This window comes from Curtobacterium sp. LFS079, assembly GCF_047977865.1.
GTDB lineage: Bacteria > Actinomycetota > Actinomycetes > Actinomycetales > Micrococcaceae > Arthrobacter.
Genome location: NZ_JBFPFO010000003.1, coordinates 363,856 through 378,830, shown reverse-complemented (window position 1 = coordinate 378,830; position 14,975 = coordinate 363,856). Strand labels below are relative to the sequence as shown.

Annotated in this window: 17 protein-coding genes; 8 read left to right on the top strand and 9 right to left on the bottom strand. The window is 64.4% G+C overall.

Annotated elements, in window-relative coordinates; all coding sequences use genetic code 11:
- Nucleotides 1–93 precede the first annotated feature (93 nt).
- The 3 genes from ACNQPB_RS07705 to ACNQPB_RS07695 are packed head-to-tail and all read right to left on the bottom strand — an operon-like array spanning nucleotide 94 to nucleotide 3,455.
- On the bottom strand, nucleotides 94–1,335 hold the full coding sequence (locus ACNQPB_RS07705) for a hypothetical protein (protein ID WP_498750508.1): 1,242 nt from the start codon (nucleotides 1,333–1,335) through the stop codon (nucleotides 94–96).
- Nucleotides 1,336–1,341: 6 nt separating this feature from the next.
- Nucleotides 1,342–2,499 (bottom strand): ABC transporter permease, encoded by a 1,158-nt coding sequence (locus tag ACNQPB_RS07700; protein ID WP_498750506.1) that lies wholly within the window; start codon nucleotides 2,497–2,499, stop codon nucleotides 1,342–1,344.
- Nucleotides 2,496–3,455, bottom strand: a complete 960-nt coding sequence (locus ACNQPB_RS07695; protein WP_498750504.1) for an ABC transporter ATP-binding protein — start codon at nucleotides 3,453–3,455, stop codon at nucleotides 2,496–2,498. Before ACNQPB_RS07695 ends, ACNQPB_RS07700 begins: the two co-directional genes overlap by 4 nt.
- Before the next feature lie 241 nt (nucleotides 3,456–3,696).
- Here ACNQPB_RS07695 and ACNQPB_RS07690 point away from each other — a divergent pair, with 241 nt between their 5' ends.
- The 6 genes from ACNQPB_RS07690 to arfA all read left to right on the top strand — a co-directional run bounded on the left by ACNQPB_RS07690 (nucleotide 3,697) and on the right by arfA (nucleotide 11,524).
- Nucleotides 3,697–5,043, top strand: a complete 1,347-nt coding sequence (locus tag ACNQPB_RS07690; RefSeq protein WP_498750503.1) for an aspartate kinase — start codon at nucleotides 3,697–3,699, stop codon at nucleotides 5,041–5,043.
- A 386-nt stretch (nucleotides 5,044–5,429) separates the two neighbouring features.
- Nucleotides 5,430–6,452: a LacI family DNA-binding transcriptional regulator gene (locus ACNQPB_RS07685; RefSeq protein ID WP_498750501.1), complete on the top strand. Its 1,023-nt coding sequence runs from the start codon at nucleotides 5,430–5,432 to the stop codon at nucleotides 6,450–6,452.
- Between the two features lie 195 nt (nucleotides 6,453–6,647).
- Entirely contained in the window at nucleotides 6,648–7,997 is a 1,350-nt protein-coding gene (locus tag ACNQPB_RS07680; protein ID WP_498750499.1) for an ABC transporter substrate-binding protein, read from the top strand.
- Between the two features lie 184 nt (nucleotides 7,998–8,181).
- Nucleotides 8,182–9,060, top strand: coding sequence for a carbohydrate ABC transporter permease (locus ACNQPB_RS07675; protein ID WP_498750497.1), 879 nt, complete (start codon nucleotides 8,182–8,184; stop codon nucleotides 9,058–9,060).
- Nucleotides 9,057–9,953 (top strand): carbohydrate ABC transporter permease, encoded by an 897-nt coding sequence (locus ACNQPB_RS07670; protein ID WP_498750495.1) that lies wholly within the window; start codon nucleotides 9,057–9,059, stop codon nucleotides 9,951–9,953. Before ACNQPB_RS07675 ends, ACNQPB_RS07670 begins: the two co-directional genes overlap by 4 nt.
- A gap of 59 nt (nucleotides 9,954–10,012) precedes the next feature.
- Complete coding sequence (gene arfA / locus ACNQPB_RS07665) at nucleotides 10,013–11,524, top strand: arabinosylfuranosidase ArfA (RefSeq protein WP_498750493.1); 1,512 nt, start codon at nucleotides 10,013–10,015, stop codon at nucleotides 11,522–11,524.
- Nucleotides 11,525–11,624: 100 nt separating this feature from the next.
- Here arfA and ACNQPB_RS07660 read toward each other — a convergent pair whose 3' ends face one another.
- The 4 genes from ACNQPB_RS07660 to ACNQPB_RS07645 form a co-directional block, all read right to left on the bottom strand.
- Nucleotides 11,625–12,026 (bottom strand): SDR family NAD(P)-dependent oxidoreductase, encoded by a 402-nt coding sequence (locus tag ACNQPB_RS07660; RefSeq protein WP_498750492.1) that lies wholly within the window; start codon nucleotides 12,024–12,026, stop codon nucleotides 11,625–11,627.
- Nucleotides 12,027–12,033: 7 nt separating this feature from the next.
- A complete protein-coding gene (locus ACNQPB_RS07655; RefSeq protein WP_498750491.1) occupies nucleotides 12,034–12,189 on the bottom strand; it encodes a hypothetical protein in 156 nt (51 codons plus the stop codon).
- Nucleotides 12,190–12,228: 39 nt separating this feature from the next.
- Complete coding sequence (locus ACNQPB_RS07650; protein WP_498750490.1) at nucleotides 12,229–12,384, bottom strand: hypothetical protein; 156 nt, start codon at nucleotides 12,382–12,384, stop codon at nucleotides 12,229–12,231.
- A 172-nt stretch (nucleotides 12,385–12,556) separates the two neighbouring features.
- The gene (locus tag ACNQPB_RS07645) at nucleotides 12,557–12,871 is read right to left on the bottom strand and encodes an FAD-dependent oxidoreductase (protein WP_498750488.1); all 315 of its coding nucleotides are present in this window, start codon (nucleotides 12,869–12,871) and stop codon (nucleotides 12,557–12,559) included.
- Here ACNQPB_RS07645 and ACNQPB_RS07640 point away from each other — a divergent pair.
- A complete protein-coding gene (locus tag ACNQPB_RS07640; RefSeq protein WP_498750486.1) occupies nucleotides 12,774–13,541 on the top strand; it encodes a TetR/AcrR family transcriptional regulator in 768 nt (255 codons plus the stop codon). The two genes, ACNQPB_RS07645 and ACNQPB_RS07640, sit on opposite strands and share 98 nt — an antisense overlap.
- A gap of 209 nt (nucleotides 13,542–13,750) precedes the next feature.
- Here the strand turns inward: ACNQPB_RS07640 and ACNQPB_RS07635 are convergent, their stop codons facing one another.
- Nucleotides 13,751–13,951, bottom strand: a complete 201-nt coding sequence (locus tag ACNQPB_RS07635; RefSeq protein ID WP_498750729.1) for a hypothetical protein — start codon at nucleotides 13,949–13,951, stop codon at nucleotides 13,751–13,753.
- 154 nt (nucleotides 13,952–14,105) lie between these two features.
- A complete protein-coding gene (locus ACNQPB_RS07630; protein ID WP_498750485.1) occupies nucleotides 14,106–14,330 on the bottom strand; it encodes a hypothetical protein in 225 nt (74 codons plus the stop codon).
- Nucleotides 14,331–14,446: 116 nt separating this feature from the next.
- Here ACNQPB_RS07630 and ACNQPB_RS07625 point away from each other — a divergent pair, with 116 nt between their 5' ends.
- Complete coding sequence (locus ACNQPB_RS07625; RefSeq protein ID WP_498750484.1) at nucleotides 14,447–14,953, top strand: MarR family winged helix-turn-helix transcriptional regulator; 507 nt, start codon at nucleotides 14,447–14,449, stop codon at nucleotides 14,951–14,953.
- The last annotated feature ends 22 nt before the right edge of the window (nucleotides 14,954–14,975 follow it).

Genomic DNA, 14,975 nt, shown 5'->3' with positions numbered 1-14,975 from the left:
CGGTTGCCCAGCGATGGGGCCATCCCGGGCGTCGGAAACCCCGGAGTTCCGGGCCGCTTTTTGGCTGGAAGCAAAAGCAAGTGGGAGGGAACGTCACGCCCGGGCCCGACGGCGGCCCGCCAGCACTCCCCCGGCGGACACCAATCCGGCGGTCCCCAGCTGCCCGGCGATCCCGATGACGGAGAGCGGAAAAGCAGACTGGAGTTCGTCGCTGGGCACCCCGTTGATGCAGGGGACATCGTAGGCAGGACCCTCCATTGAGCGCTGCAAGGAAACCAGGAACCACCCCGGATCACGGTCCGGCGGCACCAGGTCGGAGGCAAGCGTCCAGTAAAGGACGGCCGGATTCCCTGCGGTGAGCCACACGACCCGCTCGCTGTGCAGTATGGTTTCGTTCCGCACCGGACCTCCGATGCACTCGTAGGAAACGTAGCGACCGGCACTGTCCCGCTCGACGTTCACTGCAACGGAGACCGGTTCGGCGGCCAGCGTACCCGGCAGCAGGAGAAAAGCGGTCGCAAGATTCCCGACCGCAAACAAACTCGTCGCAAACACGGTCAGCACGGCTCCCGGAAGCCGCGCCGCGAAGCAGGCCCGGAACCCCATGCCGATCATGGCGAAAACACCTGCTTCGAAGAGAACCAACAGCAGTGCCAGAAGCTCCAGGCCAGGCAGCGGCGGCATGCTCCCTTCCGGGACCTCCGGCAGGCCGGAAGCAGGATCCACGGAGAGCACGCCACTGGCCGGTACAGGCTGCAGCACGCGGATCCCCAAGAGAAGCCCGACACCGAGCAGGCCAAGCACAAGCCCGCGCAGCAGGCACGCCAGCAGGCGGGGAGGCACGGTCGGCGCTGTTGTCCTGCCGCGGGTGAATCCCCACACGGCACCGAGGACGGCCGCCGCCACGGAGAGCGTGCCTCCGCTCAGGAGATAGGTAATAAGGGGCGGCACCGGCCCCCAGCCGATAAGGACGAGCCAGGCAAGAATGGAGTAAGTAGTCGCACCCGCCCCTGCCAATACCGCGACGATCACAATCCAGAACGACGGCCTGCCGAACGCGGCCACAGCGTCCACCCAGGCGTCACGGGCCGTCTCGGCCGCCGCCACCCGGAACGGCACCCGAACCGGGGCCGGACCGCCGCCGTCCGGTCCACGACCGCCGTCGTCATCCTCCGGTCCGCCGCCGTCCGGTCCACGACCGCCGTCGTCATCCTCCGGTCCGCCGCCGTCCGGTCCACGACCGCCGTCGTCATCCTCCGGTCCGCCGTCGTCGTACAGGTCCCGGCCGATCTGCTCGTAGCGGGGCTCGTCCTCAGGCGGCTGGCCGGAGACCATGGCGCCTCAGGCGATCCGGGTGCCCAGAGCCAGGCGCCGGGCAGGCGTGTGGAGGGAACGCCAGCCAAGCCGTAGCAACAGCCCGGCCAGTCCGAGTTGCAGCGCCAGGCCGAGCGGCCACAGCGGAGTGCTCTGCTTGAGGTACTGCGGCTGGACCTTGCCGTTGGCGCAGGGATACGTCCCGTCCGGCCCGGCGAGCGCCCCCCGGGCGCCCTGGCTGATGTTCTCGATCATGCCGCCGGAATAGTAGTAGGGAGATCCCTGCCGTTCCGGGTACGGAATGGCGTCGGCCACCACCACGTAGGGGTTCATCGCCAGCAGCCAGGCCACCCGCTCGGTACGCAACACATCCTGCTCCACAAGCGGGCCTTCGCAGGTGTATTCCGGAGAAGCCGGATAGGCACCGGGGCCGTACTCCATCCCCTTGTACTGCGGCTGGTTGGCCATGACGGTTCCCTGGGTCAGCTGCACGCCCAGGCCGAAAGCAATCAGCGAGCCGACCACCAGCGCTGCCACCGTCAAGTACGTGACCACAATCGAGAACAGGGGCCGGCCGGCGAGGGCCGAAATGCCCACGCCGATCCCGCAGACTACGGCCACTTCGACGGCCAGCATCAGCAAGGACACCAACACGTGCCCGGGTGTCAGCCCGCCAAGCAGCACCGCAAAGATGAGGAACGGCGCGCTGGCCGCCAGGAAGGCGATCGCCGCCAGCCAAGCGGCACAGAACTTACCCCAGAGGATCTGCCCGGGCGTGAGCAGGGTGATCTGGAGGATCGCCAGCGTGCCGCCCGCCCGGTCGCCGTTGACGGCGTTGGCGGACAAGGCGGGCGCCACCAGGAGGGCGAAAAGCAGCACGAAGGCCAGTACCACTTCGAAGATCGCGGACCCCGGCCCGGCCGGCTCAGGCGCGCCGTCCGGAACGGGCATCGAGTTCCGAACCTCCATGGAGGCGTTCCAACCGGCCCAGGTGAGTGCCGTGACGAAGCCGATCACCACGAACCAGATACCCAGCATGATGTACCAGCCGCGCGAGCGCAGCCGCTGCTTCATCTCCAGCACCACCACGTCGCCGATCCCGCCGAAGTAAGCGGCGACGGCGCCCCGGGCGACAGCCGGGTCCGGAACCGGTGCGGGTCCCGGGAGAGTCTTTTCCGTGCTCATTTCCGCTCCGTTTCCAGGCTCATGTACGTCTCTTCCAGGGCCCCGCTTGCCGGTCCGAAGGACACGACGCCGATCCCCGCGGTGACGAGGTCCCGCAGCAGGGCGGCAGCGCCGTCGTCGTGGCTCAACATCAGCGATACCGAGGGACGGCGGCCGCTTCCGGCCTGGAACTCAAGACCCAGTTCGGTGAGCTTCGCGGCGAGTGCCGCCGGGTCCAGGGCGGTGATGGCGTAGCGCCGGCCCTGTTGCGCTGCTTCCTCGATGGTCTGGTGCTTGACGGTGCGGCCCTGGTTGACGAACACGGCACCGTCGGCGATTTCATCGAGTTCGCTCAGCACATGCGAGGACACCACCACGGACTTCCCGGCTGCGGCCAGGTTCCGCAAGAGCGTCCGCAGCTCCACGCGGGAGCCGGGATCCAGGCCGGCCGCGGGTTCGTCCAGGAGCAGCACGGAAGGGTCGTGGACCAGCGCCCGGGCCAGGCTGAGCCGCTGCTGCTGGCCCTTGGAAAGCACGCGGGCGGGCTGGTCGGCGAGATCCTCCAGCCGGACCAGGGCGAGCAGTTCCGCCACCCGGCCGCCGATCCCGGCTTTCGGCAGGCGATAGAAGCGCGCCATCTGCACCAGGATCTCCCGGGCCGTGAGGGATTCCCATACGCCAAGGGTGTCCGGCATCCAGCCGAGCCGGCGCCGAACGGCCGCGCTGTCCCGCGCCGGATCCAGGCCGTCTACCGTAATGGTGCCGCCATCCGGCTGCAGCAGCGAGGCAAGCATCAGCAGCAGCGTGGTCTTGCCCGCCCCGTTGGGGCCGATCAGTGCGGTGACCCGCCCGCCGGGGGCCTCGAAGTCCATGTGCTCGACGGCGTGGACGGAACCGAAGCGGCGGGAGACACCCACCGCGGAAACCCCGGAAGCCAGCGGCGCCCGGGTGGTTTCAGGAATTTCTGCAACGGACATACTCCACCTCTGTTTCCCCCTACAGAGCTTGAACCTGCGCGGCGGACATGCCCGCAGGCCGCATCGTTCCTCGATCGTACGCCGTGGCGAAAGTCACCCACATCCACCCTGGGCCGAGATTTGGTCACAATTCCCGGGCCCGGGACACACGGCGATAAACTGGCCGAATAAGCCACGCTGGCATGCCGTAAATTGGCCGTGCGGTGTTTCGATTCCCAAGTGATGCAGTGAGGGTGCGCGCATGAGTATGCCCACTACCGAAGTGAAAAGCGACGAGCTGGCCGCGCAGCCTGCCAAGACCAAACAGCTGATCGTCCAGAAGTTCGGCGGCTCCTCCGTGGCCGACGCCGCGGGCATCCAGCGCGTTGCCCGCCGGGTCGTCGACGCGCAGAAGGCTGGCAACGAGGTCGTCGTCGTCGTTTCCGCCATGGGCGACACCACCGACGAGCTCCTGGACCTCGCCGCCCAGGTCACGGATTCCGCGCCGGCCCGCGAGATGGACATGCTCCTCTCCGCCGGCGAGCGCATTTCCATGGCCCTGCTCGCCATGGCCATCAACAAGTTCGGCGCGTCCGCCCAGTCCTTCACCGGGTCCCAGGCGGGCATGATCACCGACGGCATCCACGGCAAGGCGCGCATCATCGACGTCGACCCGCACCGCATCCGCACCGCCCTGGACAAGCAGCACATCGCGATCGTGGCCGGCTTCCAGGGCATGACCCGGGCCACCAACGAAATCACCACGCTGGGCCGTGGCGGCTCGGACACCACCGCCGTCGCACTGGCCGCGGCCCTGGAAGCGGACGTCTGCGAGATCTACACCGACGTGGACGGCGTGTACACGGCGGACCCGCGCGTGGTCGCTTCCGCGCAGAAGATCGACACCATCTCCAGCGAGGAAATGCTGGAACTGGCCGCCTCCGGCGCGAAGATCCTGCACCTGCGCTGCGTGGAGTACGCCCGCCGTTTCGGCGTGCCGCTGCACGTGCGTTCCTCATTCAGCCAGAACGAAGGCACCTGGGTCCTGCCCGGTGCCGATGACAAGATCACGACTCAAGAGGGAGTTGCCTTGGAGCAGCCAATCATCTCCGGCGTGGCCCACGACCGGTCCGAAGCCAAGGTCACTGTGGTCGGCGTCCCGGACATCCCCGGCAAGGCCGCGGCGATCTTCCAGGTCATCGCCGATGCGCACTCGAACATCGACATGATCGTCCAGAACGTGTCCACCCACGGCACCGGCCACACGGACATCTCCTTCACCCTGCCCATCGTTGAGGGGGCCGACGCCCTCGCCGCCCTCCGCGCCGCCCAGGGCGAGATCGGCTTCGAGAGCATCGAGTACGACGAGAACGTCGGCAAGCTCTCCCTGATCGGCGCCGGCATGCGTTCGCACCCCGGCGTTTCGGCCACCTTCTTCAAGGCCCTGTCCGACGCCGGCATCAACATCAACATGATCTCCACCTCGGAGATCCGCATCTCGGTGGTCACCAGCGCCGACAAGCTGGACGACGCCGTGCGCGCCATCCACGCGGCTTTCGAGCTCGACGGCGATGCCGAAGCCACCGTCTACGGCGGCACCGGCCGCTGAGGCAGGCTGATACACGGCTTAAACGAAGGACCGGGGCTTGTGAGGTCTCCCCTTTAGCGGCCAGCAACCGGTCTGAGAAGGCTCCGTCCCCACTTGGGACGGAGCCTTCTTCGCGTAGCAGTATGCCCGTCGTCAACAGGTCCTGGTCGAGCGAGACCACCGTTCCTGGAGCAGGGCATCGACACCACCACCGCCGAAGGCCGGATGGTCTACCGGCTGCTGGCCGCCGTCGCCGAGTTCACTCATCACGCGAACCGCCCATAAGTTCGCACCACACCTTTGCGGTGTTTGAGGAGGCTTTCGGCCCAAATTCGTTCCAACGATGTAATCTGCTGTGGAGGCGGAAACTGACCTGCGCGCGGAAAAGGGAAAAGTTGGCAATAACCATGCGGGACGTGGCCCGGGCAGCCGACGTGTCGATCAAGACCGTGTCCAACGTCATCAATGAACATCCAAACATCAAACCCGGGACCCGCGAGCGGGTATTGCTGGCCATCGAGAATCTTGGCTACCAGCCCAATCTCTCTGCCCGCGGGCTAAGGTCGGGACGAACAGACGTCATTAGCCTCATCATTCCGGATCTAAAAAACGCGTACTTTGCCGAGCTGGCTGACGCCGTCATGACTGCCGCGTCGAAGCGGGGGAAAGTCGTGATCATCGAGCAAAGCGGCGGCCTGCGGGAACGTGAACTGGAGATCCTGCACGGCCCCCGGATGCGCATGGTCGATGGCGTCCTGTACAGCGTGCTGGGCCTTAGCCAGCAGGACGCGGATCTTATTGACATTCCGACACCGATCGTCCTTCTCGGTGAGCGGATCTTCAACGGTCCTGCGGATCACGTGACAATGCAAAACATTGAAGCTTCGCAAGCTGCCACGGAACATCTTTTGGAACGCGGGCGAACCAGGCTACTCGCCTTCGGGGCCCACCGGAATGAAGTCATCGGCTCAGCCGGACTTCGCTTGGAAGGCTACCGCCGCGCCCTGCAGAAGGCCGGATTGGAATATCTGGATGAGCTGGCCATCGACGTCCAGTCGTGGCACCGCGCCGACGGTGCCCAGGCTATGCGCAAGGTTCTCGAGTCCGGCTTAACGTTCAACGGCGTCGTGGCCTTCAACGACTCCATCGCCCTGGGGGCTATGCGCGTCATGCAGGACGCGGGTTTGAAAATCCCGGAGGACGTGGCAATCATCGGCTTTGACGACATCGACGAGACCCGGTACTCGCTCCCAACCTTGTCAACGATCGATCCCGGCCGGCGGGAGATAGCCGAAACCGCCGTCTCAATGCTCCTTGAACGCATCGACGGCCCGGACGTGGCAACGCCGGCCCGGGAGTTCGAGGCCGGATTCAAGGTTATCTGCCGGGGGTCCACGGCTATCCCGACAGCATCCGCAGCTCTCACTTAACTTCTGCTTGACATGTAAGCCGCGTCACATCACTATTGTTTTACAACGATTACTTACATCGATGTAAAAGCTTCCGATCCTTCTGTTGTCCCATTTCAGCATCCGGCTCCTTCCAGCCAGCACCGGCGGTAGGACCGCCAGACCCTCACTGCTCTGCGTCCAGGGGACGCTCATGCACCACCGAAGGGAATCTACGTGAACAAGAAAGCAATCGCAGCGGCTATGTCAGCCGCGGCCCTGGCTGCCACGCTGGCGGCTTGCAGCGGCGGCGGGGATACCGCCGCGGCCGGCTCCGCCAGCACCTGCACCAACAAGATCATCCATGCCGATGCACCGAAGGTCTCCGTGTGGGCTTGGTACCCCAACATGGCCACGGTTGTTGACAACTTCAACAACTCCCACACAGACGTCCAAGTCTGCTGGACGATTGCCGGCCAAGGCGCGCCGGAGTACGCGAAGTTCCAAACCGCCATCCAGGCCGGCAAGGGCGCCCCTGACGTCATCATGCTTGAGGCTGACCAGCTGACGGGTTTCGAACTGCAGAACGCACTTGTCGACCTGAGCAAGTATGGTGCCGCCGACGTGAAGAAGAACTTCAGTGCGGGCTCCTGGAAGGACGTCTCCCAAGGCGATTCGGTTTACGCGATTCCGGTCGACGGCGGCCCGATGGCCATGATCTACCGCAAGGACGTGCTCGACAAATACGGCATCAAGCCGCCGGCAACATGGGCGGAGTACGAGGCAGCAGCGCAAAAGGTCAAGGACGCCGGGGGCCCGGCTTTTGGGGATTTGGGAAGCAATGTCCCTGCCGCCCTGACCGCACTCATGGCACAAAAGGGCGCCGTTCCCTTTACCTATGACCTGGCGGACCAGAAGAATATCTCCATTCACCTGGACAGCCAGCCTGCCAAGGATGTGCTGAATTATTGGGCAGGTCTGGTGAAGAAAGGCCTCGTCGGCACCCAGGACCAGTTCACCACTGACTACATCTCAGGAATGGTCGGCGGCAAATACGCCACATACATTTCTGCGGCTTGGGCCCCGGGCTACCTCACCGGTTCCGGCGTAGGCAAGGGAAAGGAAAAAGGAACGTTCGCTGTGGCACCGCTTCCCCAATGGAACCCCAGCAATCCCGTCTCCGTGAACTGGGGAGGATCTACCTTCGCCGTCACCTCACAAGCCAGCGACCAGAAGCTGGCCGCCGAAGTCGCCAAGGGACTCTACGCCGACGACGCCTCGCTCACGGATGGCTGGAAGACCCAAACGATCTTCCCGCTCAACCAAAACGTGCTGAAGTCGGACGCGTTCACCAATAACGCCGTCGACTTCTTTGGCGGACAGACCGCCAATAAGGACATCTACATCCCGGCCGAAAACGCCTACAAAGGCTTCAACTACAGCCCGTTCAGCGTGTACTACTACGCCCAGCTGCAGGCCGAGACCGTCAAGATCAATTCAGGCAAGATCAGCGGAGACGAAGCAGCCACCGAGCTGCAGGGGATCATGGTGAACTACGCCAAGAGCCAAGGCTTCACGGTCAACTAACAGCCCGTCCCGTTCCGCGGCCGCAAGGGCTGGGGAACGGGACGGATCCTATCGATAGAAAGCAATAGGACAGATCATGGCAGTTCACGGGTCAACGGTGACATCGTTGCCGCACGGTTCCTCAACCGACCAAGCGACACCCCCGGTACCACCTGAGCGCACGGTTCGTTCCCGAAGCGAAAGGATGAATGCACGACGTGCCCGGACCGGGTGGCTGTTCATTGCACCCTTCGGCATCGTTTTCGTCGCGTTCCTGCTGGCGCCGCTGGCCTACGCCCTGTACCTCAGCCTGTTTACGAAAGGCCTTGCCACGGGCACGCGCTTCAGCGGCTTGGAGAATTACCTCCATGCGTTCTCAGACCCACAGTTCCTCAAAGGCGTGTGGTTCGTTGTCCGATTCTCTATGGTCCTCATACCGGTCCAAATGGCTGTGTCCCTGGCTGCGGCACTCGTGCTGGACCACCTTACGACCCGGCTGGCCAGGTTCTCCCGGCTCATGATCTTCCTGCCATATGCGGTCCCCGCGGTCATCGGGGCCCTCATGTGGGGGTTTCTCTACAGTCCTACGTTTGGGCCGATGCAGCAGGTATTTTCGCTGTTCCACGCCTCGGCACCCTTCCTGCTCAGTCAGGACAACGTCTTCTATGGCCTACTCAACGTCGTGACATGGCAGTGGGCGGGCTACTACATGATCATCATCTATGCCGCGCTCCAGGGAATTGACCCTTCGCTTTATGAAGCCGCCAGGATTGACGGAGCTTCCGCATGGCAGGTCGCTTTTCGCATCAAAGTGCCCTTGGTTTCTTCGGCGCTGGTCCTGATCCTCATCTTTGCGTTGATCGGAACCCTTCAGTTCTTCTCCGAACCCCAGATCCTTGGGCCGGTAGCCAATGGAAGCATCACCCCGGATTTCACGCCGAACATCTACGCCTTCAACCTCGCTTTCGGCTACGCCCAGTTCAACTACGCCTCTGCAAAATCGTTCTCCCTCGGCATCATCGTCTTCATCGCCGTATACGTCTTCATGTTCGCCACCCGTAAGAAAGGGAGCACCCTCTCATGAGCGCCGTTACAACCGTTGTCCCGGCCGGCACCCGGATGCCCCGGCCCCGCCGCAACCTGGTTGCTCATGTCTTTCTGGGCGTCCTGGTCCTGTACTTCCTTGCTCCGATCTGGTGGCTCTTCGTTGCCAGCACGAAAGACGCCCAAGGGCTTTTCGCCGGTTCGGCCGGCGCAATGTGGTTCGACAAGAATTTCAACTTGTTCGCAAACATCCAGGACCTCTTCACCTATAACCGCGGGGAATATGTGCAGTGGCTGGGCAATTCCCTGCTTTACGCGCTCAGCGGCGGATTGGGCGCCACCGCAATCTCTGTCCTGGCCGGTTACGGGTTCGCCAAGTACAAGTTCCGGGGCCGGAACCTGACGTTCGCATTGCTGCTGGGCGCCGTGATGGTCCCCATGACCGCGCTCGTGATCCCGACATTTATCCTGATGTCCAACCTCAAACTTACCGACACGGTATGGGCGGTCATCCTGCCCTCGTTGCTTAGCCCCTTCGGGGTCTACCTGATGCGCGTCTACACGGCAGAAGCCGTCCCCGACGAATTGCTCGACGCCGCCAGGGTCGACGGGGCCGGGGAGCTGCGGACCTTCTTCCAAGTCTCCTTGCCCCTGCTTCGTCCAGCCTTGGTGACTGTCCTCTTACTCTCCGTCGTCGGGACCTGGAACAACTACTTCCTGCCCCTGGCCATGTTGTCCACGGAGAAGCTCTATCCCCTCACTGTCGGGATCGGGCTCTGGGAGCAACTGGCCTCTTCCAACAACGGCGGCGGCCATTCGCTCTGGAGCCTGATCATCGTCGGCTCCTTCATCTCCATCATTCCCCTCGTGGTGGCATTCCTCACCCTGCAAAAGTACTGGCAAGGCGGACTGTCCCTCGGCAGCCTCAAATAAAGCTTCCGCCGCACATCACGTAGACAAACCCCTGCCACCCCTTTACCCGAAAGCAGACCATGGTTTCCGCACGCCTTACCATCGACCCGCAATTCGCCGTCGGCGATGTCAATCCCCGCCTCTTCGGTTCGTTCGTTGAACACCTCGGACGATGCGTCTACGACGGCATCTACGAGCCCGGCCACCCCAGCGCAGATTCCGACGGTTTCCGCGCCGACGTCATCGAGCTCGTCAAGGAACTGGGAGTCTCCACGATCCGCTACCCCGGCGGCAACTTCGTGTCAGGGTTCCGATGGGAGGACAGCGTCGGACCTAAGGAACAGCGGCCCCGCCGCCTCGACCTTGCCTGGCACTCCATCGAAACCAATGAAGTCGGCATGCATGAGTTCAGCACTTGGTTGGAGAAGGTGGGAAGTGAACTGATGCTTGCCGTCAACCTCGGCACCCGCGGCACCCTGGAGGCCCTGGACTTGTTGGAGTACTCGAACATCCGCTCCGGAACAGAACTCTCCGATCGCCGCGCCTTGCATGGGCGCGTGGAGCCCTACGGCGTGAAGATGTGGTGCCTCGGAAACGAAATGGACGGACCGTGGCAGCTGGGACACCGGTCCGCAGCCGACTACGGCAAACTCGCCTCGCAGACGGCCAAGGCCATGCGTCAGCTGGATCCTTCCATCGAACTCGTGGTCTGTGGCTCGTCCAGCGCCCATATGCCGACGTTCGGAGAATGGGAACGGGTTGTCCTTAGCCATACCTACGACGACGTCGACTACATTTCCTGCCACGCCTACTACGAAGAGAAGAACGGAGACTTGGATTCGTTCCTTGCCTCCGCCTCCGACATGGATCACTTCATCGAATCCGTGGTCGCGACTGCGGATCACGTCAAAGCGGTAAACGGCAGCACGAAAACCATCAACATTTCCTTTGATGAATGGAACGTCTGGTACCTCGAGCGGTTCCAGAACGTAGACAAACTCGAAGGATTAGACAACTGGCCCACGGCGCCACGGCTTCTTGAAGACGCATACTCCGTGGCCGACGCAGTCGTCTTCGGCAACCTGCTGATCTCCCTGCTCAAGCACGCCGACCGTGTCACCTCCGCTTCGCTGGCCCAACTCGTCAACGTCATCGCCCCGATCATGACCGAACCAGGGGGGCCTGCGTGGAAACAGACCACCTTCTACCCCTTCGCGCTGACCTCCAGGCTGGCCAAGGGAATCGCCCTGGACGTGAGGCTGGATGCGGACACCTACAGCACTGACGCCTACGGAACCGTGCCGCTCATCGACGCCGTCGCCACATTCGACCCGGATGCGGCAACAACCTCGGTCTTCCTCGTCAACCGCTCACAGACCGAGGAGGCAACCGTAACCATCGACCTGACAGCCCTCGAAAGCGTCATCGTTCTGGATGCACAAACCCTCTCCGACACGGATGTCTACGCCAAGAACACCCTAGACGAGCCGGACCGCGTCAGCCTGCACCCGAATAAGAGTGCGGTGGTGCGTAACGGCGTTGTGGAAATCACCCTGCCTCCGGTCTCCTGGACAGCGCTCAACCTAGGTTGAAATGGCCGCACAGGGTCCGCCCGCGCGGCCAGGACGATCTCAAGCTCCCCGAGCGCCGAAGGACATGTGCGTCTGTTCAGGCGCCGGGTGTACTGTCGGGTCAGCCGGCCAGCCGGTTGAGCTTGCGGACTTGGTTGGCAGGCTCGATCAGCAGCACCCGGACGCCGTGCTCGCGAAGCTCGTGACCGACGAACTCGGCGTAGCCCTCGACCGCATGCTTGGTAGCGGCGTAGACGGCCTTGAAGGGCGCTGGGATCAGAGCGAGTACCGAGGAGACGTTGACCACGTCGAGATCGAGGAACGTCACCCCGGCGAGCGGCTCGGCGTTCGCCGCGTTGCGGCTCGTGCCGACCACCGCGAAGCCGGCGTCCACGAGGGTGAGCGCTGCTGCCCGCCCGATCCCGGAGGAGGCGCCCGTTGTCGTGCGCTGTGCGGGGTCGCCTGTGCTCAGGTCGACACCGTCCGCACCGGGTTCGTCCGCGTCCGGAAGGACGAAGGCCATCCGACGATCAATTGGCTGGTACTGGCTCGGTGTGGCCGTTGAGAGCCTTCTCGACGTCGTCGGCGACCAGATAGTTGCTGATCGCGATGGCGGCGGCGGACCCGGCGGCCGCGGCGTTGATCAGCTGGGCGGTGGGGTCCACGACGTTGCCGGGCGCCCACACGCCGTCGATGCTGCTGCGACCGGTGCGATCGGTGGCGACTCAGCCGTCGTCATTGACTTCGCAGCCCAGGGCGCTCAGCAGCTCGTCTGACGGTACGAAGCGTGGGCCGACGAACAGCGCCGTACGTCTGACCATCGGCCCCACGGCGAGCTCGACACCGCGGACGCCGGTCTCGTCGGACACGATCCGTGTCACTTCGCCATCGACGATCCGCACGCCGCGAGCGACCAACCGCTCCCGCTCGGTGGGGAAAGAAAACCACATCGTCGGACCACTGCCGGATCAGCATCGCCTGGCGCAGGCTGAACGGACGGTCCTCCCCTCCGATCACTCCCAGCGCGCTGTCGCGTACCTCGTAGCCGTGGCACTACGGGCAAAAATGCACATCCTGGCCCCACCGCGGGCGCAGGCCCGGGATCTCGGGGAGCTCATCGCGAAGCCCCGTCGCTACCACCACCGCGCGTGCGCCCAGCCGCCCGCCCTCGGCCAGGCGCACGGCGAACCGCGCCCCGTCGAGGCGGTCGATGCCGACCGCTCGGCCCGCCAGTAGCTCCCCGCCGTAGCTGGCGACCTCTCGCCTGGCCGTGGACAGCAGCTCGGCCGGGTCCATGCCGTCGCGGGACAAGAAGCCGTGCAGATGCGCCGACGGGGCGTTGCGCGGTTCGCCGGCATCGACGACCACCACCCGCCGTCGGGACCGCCCCAACATCATCGCCGCCGACAATCCAGCCACCCCGCCACCGGCCGCAGCGATCGAGCTGTTCCTCGACCGGGGTGTCGCCGGGACCCGGGTGGAAGATATCCTGGCCGCGACCGGCGTGAGCGTGGGCAGCTTCTACCACCACTTCCGCGACAAGCTCAGCCTGGCCGCCACGGTCTATCTGGAACACTTGCAGCGCTTCCAGGGCGACCTGCTCGTCGAGCTTGACCGCCACGAGCGCACCGAGGACGCCGTCCGCGGGCTGGTGGTGGCCTACCTACGGTGGGCCGGGGCTGATCCGCGCGCTATCGGCTACCTGCATCAGTGCCGCGAGCCCAACGTCGTCGAGATCTCCGAAGGGGAAGAAGCTCGGCTCAAGCAAGGCCTTTACGGTCGGCTCGCCGGCTGGCTCGGCGAACGCGCCGCGACCGGGGAGCTACGAGAGCTGCCGCACGAGCACAGCCTTGCGCTATGGCTCGGGCCGGCCGAACAGCTCGTTCGGGCCGCCATCGAACCCTCCGGGCATTCCACCACACCGGAACCCGACGTCCTGGCCGCGCACTTCGCCCAGGCCGAACGAGTCCTCGCCGACGCCGCCTGGGAAGCCCTTCGACGCCCCGCCCCGGGCGACACTGCCGATCAAGCGCGCTAGGAGCGGCCAGCGGCGGCGCGGCAGCAACCACAATCCCCGCCGATCTGGGACGACGCCCACGAGGACAAGAAATGCCTCTGCGCGAAGGCGTTCGTTCTCTTGGGCATAAAACTGCTCCCCGAAAGTCAGAACTGGTTTCTCAGTCCAAGCTTCGGGGAGCAGTTCAGCTTGCGCTCCGGTCCCTTTGTTTCCTGCGGCAGCCTGCCGGCCTAACCGTAGTCGGTAGTGGTCGGCCCCGGGTCATCACGCACTGCGTAATGGTGGCCCTCTGCGTCTGTTTCGACCACAAAATGTGTCAGGTCTTCTGCCGAAGCCTGCTCGAAGTCATCGTGCTTGTGAACCACGGGCGCATCGGTATCGCCCTGGGTAGCGGGCCCGAACACAGCCTGCAGACGCGCCGTCACATGCATGAAACTGTCCAGCACACGTCCCACAACATCCCACCTCCTTCCCCTCAGCGGGGTCCGGCGATCGAGCCGTTCCCGAGTGGTTCCAGTGGTTCAATGATACGCCCGGCGCCCCGGAATAAGGCGGGCTGGGCCCGGTTCCACGGGAGCTGCACGGTCAGCGGAGGGACTTGTCCGCGGGGTTCTTCGGCACCACGTAACTGCTGCCGTCGGCCCTGTGCTTGGTTTCCCACTGCAGGGTTTCGGCCTGGCGCTGGCGCAGCAGGATCCGGTTGGCTTCCGTCATTTCGTGGTCCAGCGAACTGCTGTGGGCCGGGCCGAAAACAACGCGCAGCCGCCCGGTTACGCGCATGAACCTCTGGGCAAATGATTCCTTGGCCACTCCTGCTCCCTCCGTGGGGTTCCTCGTAGCACCAGAGTACACTAATTGTTAGTGCACTAATAATTAGTGCGACGAGATAAGCTTGCACAGTAAGTCCGGCCGAGCCAAGGAGGAACATGTCCACGCCTGCCGAGGACGATCTCCTCCTCGAACGCCAACTCTGCTTCGCCCTCACGGTCGCCTCGCGCAGCGTGGTGGGCATCTACAAACCAGTCCTGGAACGCATGGGCCTGACCCATCCGCAGTACCTGGTGATGCTTGCCCTCTGGGAGCGCAGTCCGCGGACCCTCAAGGACATCAGCGACGCCCTGCTCCACGAGCCCGCCACCCTCTCGCCCATCCTGCGCCGGCTCGAAGAAGCAGGCCTGCTCACCCGCGAACGGGTCCCCGGCAACGAACGGGCCCTCGCAGTGACCCTGACGGAGGCCGGGGCGGCGCTGCGGGAGCAGGCGACGGCGGTACCGGGCACCATCATGGAGCGGCTCGGTCTCAGCCGGGAGGAAGTCGCCGAACTCCACGCGGCCATGACAGGCCTGATCGCCGCCACCCAGCGCCCCGCGCCGGTCCCGGCCGAGGTACCGGTCCAAGCCGCAGTGCCGGTCCCGGCCGCGCAGCCGGGATAATGCGCACGCGGGATAAAATGGC